This is a genomic window from Bellilinea sp., assembly GCF_034432615.1.
Taxonomy (GTDB): domain Bacteria; phylum Chloroflexota; class Anaerolineae; order Anaerolineales; family Anaerolineaceae; genus Bellilinea.
Window position 1 is genome coordinate 1 of sequence record NZ_DAOUBL010000383.1, and the last position, 5182, is coordinate 5182.

The 5182-nt window shown below is 55.8% G+C and carries 5 protein-coding genes; all 5 read right to left on the reverse strand.

Going from position 1 to position 5182, the window contains the following annotated elements:
- Positions 1 to 778 (reverse strand): class II fructose-bisphosphate aldolase (locus VAE48_RS16830; protein WP_322794496.1); only part of this gene is annotated, 778 nt, incomplete at its 3' end.
- Entirely contained in the window at positions 772 to 2217 is a 1446-nt protein-coding gene (locus tag VAE48_RS16835) for a hypothetical protein (protein WP_322794497.1), read from the reverse strand. The genes VAE48_RS16830 and VAE48_RS16835, both read right to left, overlap by 7 nt.
- 11 nt (positions 2218 to 2228) lie before the next feature.
- On the reverse strand, positions 2229 to 3965 hold the full coding sequence (gene dhaL, locus VAE48_RS16840; RefSeq protein ID WP_322794498.1) for a dihydroxyacetone kinase subunit DhaL: 1737 nt from the start codon (positions 3963 to 3965) through the stop codon (positions 2229 to 2231).
- The gene (locus VAE48_RS16845) at positions 3910 to 4755 is read right to left on the reverse strand and encodes a sugar phosphate isomerase/epimerase family protein (protein WP_322794499.1); all 846 of its coding nucleotides are present in this window, start codon (positions 4753 to 4755) and stop codon (positions 3910 to 3912) included. The genes dhaL and VAE48_RS16845 overlap by 56 nt, the downstream gene beginning before the upstream one ends.
- A gap of 80 nt (positions 4756 to 4835) precedes the next feature.
- Positions 4836 to 5182 (reverse strand): PTS transporter subunit IIC (locus VAE48_RS16850; RefSeq protein ID WP_322794500.1); only part of this gene is annotated, 347 nt, incomplete at its 5' end.

Here is a 5182-nt window from a genome sequence, read left to right on the forward strand (position 1 = left end):
TGAAGTCCAAAGGGTCGGCTTCGGAATCTGCAAGCAAACCCCGTGCGCTCTGGATGATCGCTTTCATCAGGTCAGAATACACATTGATTTTGCGAATCCCCATTTCCACACACCGCCTTAATTTCTGCTCACCGGTGCCGGATGACCCATGCAAAACCAGCGGAACGGAAACCCGCTCGCGGATATTCTTCAGCCTTTCAAAATCGAGGTTGGGCTCACCCGCATACAAACCATGCACGGTACCAATCGCCACAGCCAGCGCATCAATGCCGGTCAGTTGAACAAACTCGGCCGCCTCCTGCGGGTCGGTCAACCAGCCCTGTTGGCTGTCAGCGGTCAAATAACGCCCGCTGCTGGCCACATGACCCAATTCGGCTTCCACCGAAATGCCCAGCGGATGCGCCAGTTCAACCACCTGGCGGGTGCGCTCCACGTTGACTTCCCACGGCTCAGTGCTGGCGTCCATCATCACCGAGGTAAAACCCAGACGAATCGCCTCTTCGATGTCCTCCATGCGATAGGCATGATCCAGATGCAAAGCCACAGGTATATTTGCCTGAACAGCCATCTCGCGCACCATTCGGATGAAATGGGCAAAATCCGTCACCCCGGCATAGGGTTTTAATGAAGGTGAAAAGCTCAAAGCCAGCGGTGCGTTGTGCTGCTCTGCACAGCGCAAGAGTGCATCCGCCACTTCCAGGGTCGGGAAGTCGGGAGCAATCACCGCGTAATTTCCCCGTTCAGCCTCACTCAGTAAATTCTTCAAAGATACTAACATATCGTCCCCTGTGGTTTGAGATAGGTTGTGTAATTCAGAGGGCTGATTTCGGCAATATCCGCCCAGGCTGCCATTTCCAGGAAAGCATTTTCTACCTGCCCATAAACCAGCGGATAATGATGCTGATAGCCGCTGGAAAGTAGTGTTTCAGCCAGATCCATGGCCTGTAAACGTTTGCCCCGCATGTGAATTTGCTTCAGCCAGCCGCTGCTGCCTTTGTAGGAAGGTTTTTGTGGATCAATTTCTCCCTCCAGCACAAGCGCTCTTTCAAAATCCGCCGTAAAACCTGCCACCGTCACCTTTCCCCCTTTGAGAATCAAATCATTGTGCAGACCAACCGGCTGGGAATCGGGTTGGTCAAACAACCACAACGAGCTCATGCGCACGCCGCGCTCGTCTGCCAGCAGCGGAGAAGTAGGGCCGCAATGCCACAACAACACACTGTCATCTTCTTCGTCCAGCGTAACCAGATCCATCAGGGTAGTGACCGCCCCATTACTTAATAATGAGAGCGTGAGCATGGAAACTGCTGCCGGCACATCTCCCTCACAGGCTGCCGGAACCCCCAATGTGTTCAATTGTCCCAGCAAACTGCATACCGCAACCCCATAATCCGATTGGAAGCGCGGCCAGCACGAAATGGCAAACGCGCTTAATCCTTCTTCCTGTGCAAACTGAGAATAGGCCACCTGCAGGCGGCTCAACTTTTCCAGCTGCCCGGTCAGATGCGCATTCAGGTTTACATTGGGTTGAAGGAAGGATGCCTTGACCGTATCAATCAATTTCTGGTCTTCCAGTGTCCGAGCGCGCTTCAAGACCGCGTCAAAATCCAGTTCAACCACCTCAACGCCCAGTTTGTTTTTCAGAACGCCCGGATCAACTGTGAGGTTATCAAAACCGGGTGCCACACCGCCGGCCAGGCCAACCCGGCTGCCCCGCAAATTAACCAGCGCTCGTAAAGCCTGCACCGTAATGTTGAACCGTTCCTGGAACGACGGGCTTTCGGCATGCCCGAAGAACCATTTGACAGGATGGGGATACTCCTTCAAACGGGTTTGCAAAAGACTGTTATAGAGATTTACGCCGGTAAAACTATTAAGAGGCAATCCGCCCTCCGAGGAAGGCTCACCTTCGGGAACACCCCACAGCCCCAACCGAATTTGAGTAGCGGCAAACGGACGAATGAACTCGCCAGCAGCAAAGGAACTGGATTGGAGGAGGATAAAATCTGCCCCCCATTGGGATAATTCATCGGCTGCCCGTTGCGCCTCTTCCTGCGTGTAAATGCCTTTTTCGATGACTTTCAACTCAAACCCGGCCGCCTCCTGTTGACCGGAAAGCGCCGTCCAGTCTTCCGCAAAATACCGTTCCTTCTCCCCGCGAAAGGGAGTGCACATGACTCCTGCCACGCCGATTTTTAACTTACGCAATGCTGCCATCTTATCTCCAATTATCCGCAAATCCGATCCACAGGCCAGCGGAAATGAGCCGCCAGCGCCGGTCGCCGCCACCATTCTTCCAATTCATCATCCACCGCACAGAGCGAAAGCGAAAAGCCGCCCATCTCCTGCGTCGTAAATAACGAATCCACTACGCCGGCAGCAATCTGGATACCCTGTTCCTGAAGGGCATAGAAAACCCGCCGATACAGAATGTTCAATTCCATGCGCGAAGTACCGCCGGAACCATTCAGAAAGACCACAACGCTTTGCTGCAGCAGTCCGCCCAAATCTTCCAGCAGGCGCTGCAGCACCAGATCAACCACCTGATTGGCTGGCAGCATTGCCCCGCGGTAAACGCCCGCTTCTCCGTGTACACCCGTGCCGATCTCCATTTGTCCAACCGGGAGATCAAACAGCGGCTTTCCACTGGCTGGGTGGGTGGGCGCCCGCACCGCCACCGCCAGGGTTGCCGTGCGCAGGTTGGTCTTTTCCATCAGGCGGACAACTTCAAAGAGCGGCTGTCCATCTTCGGCAGCTGCCCCGCCAATTTTGAGCGCAAACAGCAGGCCTCCCAAACCGCGGCGCTTATCAAGCGCACTGCGCGGAGCTGTGGCCACATCGTCACCCAGATAAACCGGCTGCACCGCAATGCCCATTCGAGATGCGCGCCGCAGCGCCATACGCGCATTCAACACATCACCGCTGTGATTGGAAACCAGCAGAACCACCCCTGCCCCGCGGTCAGCCAGCTGAATGGCGCGTGCAATTTTGATTCCGGAGGCGCAGGTAAATATCGGACCGGACACATCTGCGTCCAGAAGTCCCATTCCTACCAGCCCGCCCATCGAAGGGGTATGGCCGCCGCCGTGTCCCATGGCGAGCCCAACCTTCCCGGCTGCTTTTGGACTGGCACGCACCAGAAAACCATCCTCCAGAAAGCGGACAATGCCCGCATGCGCCAGCGCTAAACCCTGATTGTCCTCTTGAACCATCTGCTCGGGGTGATTGACGAATTTACCGGCTGGAACGAATTGGGTTTCCTCAGGCTGAAAATCGGTTCGTTTCCCTTCCTTGCCGGAGGCGGCAAACCAGAGACCTTCCACAATCAGGGTGAAGGAATATGCGCCGGGGTCGAGATAGCCTGTGGAACGCTCACCCAAAAAAGCCGCCCGCCCGAACACGGCCGGCATCTGGCGGGTAGCCTCTGCCCCGCTGCGGGCAGCCAGCAGCGCCTTTTCCAGAGCGTCCACCGGGTCTGCACTTGAACGATTTTCTACCAATACCCGGGCGGCCGGCAGGAGTGCATCAACCAGCGTCTTTTGCCCGGCGCGGGCGCCACCCAACTCACTGACTGCCGCGGCGCCATTTTGAAAAAATTCAGCCAGCTCATCCATTGAGCAGGTTTTCTTATTTTGCAGCACAACGCCGCCCTCGGCAAAGAATGCCGCCAAAAGCGGACCGATTGCCCCACCGGCATTCTCCGCCAGTGCGCTGGCCGCCACATCCAGAAGACTGCCGATATCCGGCGGGTTCGCATGCGTAATTTCATCATCGGCTGCAGCAAAGGCTCTGGCAAGGGTATAGCCATGGTCGCCATCGCCAATGACCCGATCCAACTCATTCAAAGCTTCTCTCTGGCTTTGGAAGGTTTGTGCCAGCAGGTCGAACCACAATCGAAAAGTCCTCAAATCAAAAATTGGCAACCTCGCGCCTGAGGAATTCCGCCGCCGTGCGCGCCTCTTCATCCAGATCCTCCGCCAGTGAACGCCAGATGAACAATGCCGTACCCACCTCACCTGCCGGACTGACAAAAGCCTCTGTCACCAGAAAACCCGCATATCCAATCGCTTTCAACGCTGCCCTCACCTGCTGCCAGGGGATATGCCCGCGGCCGGGGATTTTTCGATTATTCTCCACACAATGAAAATGTCCCAGTTGATCTCCGGCCTGACGAATTGCCGCCGCAATATCATCTTCTTCGATGTTGAGGTGAAAAGTATCCAGATGCAGACGGACAAAAGGGCTGCCTACATCGGCCAGCAGCTGCAAACCCTGCTCCACCGTATTCATCAGCCAGCCTTCAAAACGGTTCAGCACTTCCAGACACAGGCACACTCCATATTCCTCGGCAATGATGGCAGCGGTTTGAAGGCCTTCAACCGCATAAGCACGCCGAATTTGCCGATCTCTTGGTGGAAGATCCCCCCATGCGGTATAGGTTACCCCGCCCAAAACGGGGCTGCCCAGTTCGGCGGCAGCTTCAAGGCAAGCCCGCAAATGAGAGAGTCCCGCCTGCCGTATGGAAAGATCGGGGCTGGAAATATCCCGCTGAGCATCCAAACCGGTACCGCAGGACGCCAGCATTCCCTCCTGATCCAGCGTGCGGCGAAGCCGCTGGAGATTCAGTCGGCGCGGCTCGAGCAGCGGAAACTCGGCAACCTCAAAACCGGCCTTTCGGGCTCTTCCAATCAGGGGCTGAAGATCATCTTTCCAGTTTACCTGCCAGTAAGACAGGTGAATCCCAATGGGCAGCATAACCTTTTCCTTTTTGGTGGTCTCCTCCTTATGTGCCTTGTCCTTGAGGCAACCATCAGGGGAGACCACCGCACTGAAAATCAGAATCCCAGCAGCCGGGCAATACCACCCACCACAATGGCAATGATGGAGAAATCATTGCCGCCAAAGGCGTTGATAAAACCGGCAGCCGTATTTGCCACAAACGGCAGCGAAAGCGCCTGAAAGACAATCAACAGGACACCGCCAACGATGGAAGCAACGATTGCGCCCCGTCGCCCCCCGGTGGCATTTGCCAGAACCGCCGCAGGCCCAACATCAAAGAAGGCGGCAACCACCAGCGGCAGTAAAACGTAGCGATAGCCAATCGCACCAAAGATGACCAGCGTCACCAGGGAAGCAATCATCGCAATGGGAAATCCAATTGCCAGGGCGTTTTGACCGTAAG

Bases quoted from the DNA above. Each gene is read 5' to 3' on its own strand.
- VAE48_RS16835 (WP_322794497.1), bottom strand. From the start codon at position 2,217: ATGGCAGCATTGCGTAAGTTAAAAATCGGCGTGGCAGGAGTCATGTGC.
- dhaL (WP_322794498.1), bottom strand. From the start codon at position 3,965: ATGAAGAGGCGCGCACGGCGGCGGAATTCCTCAGGCGCGAGGTTGCCA.
- VAE48_RS16845 (WP_322794499.1), bottom strand. From the start codon at position 4,755: ATGCTGCCCATTGGGATTCACCTGTCTTACTGGCAGGTAAACTGGAAA.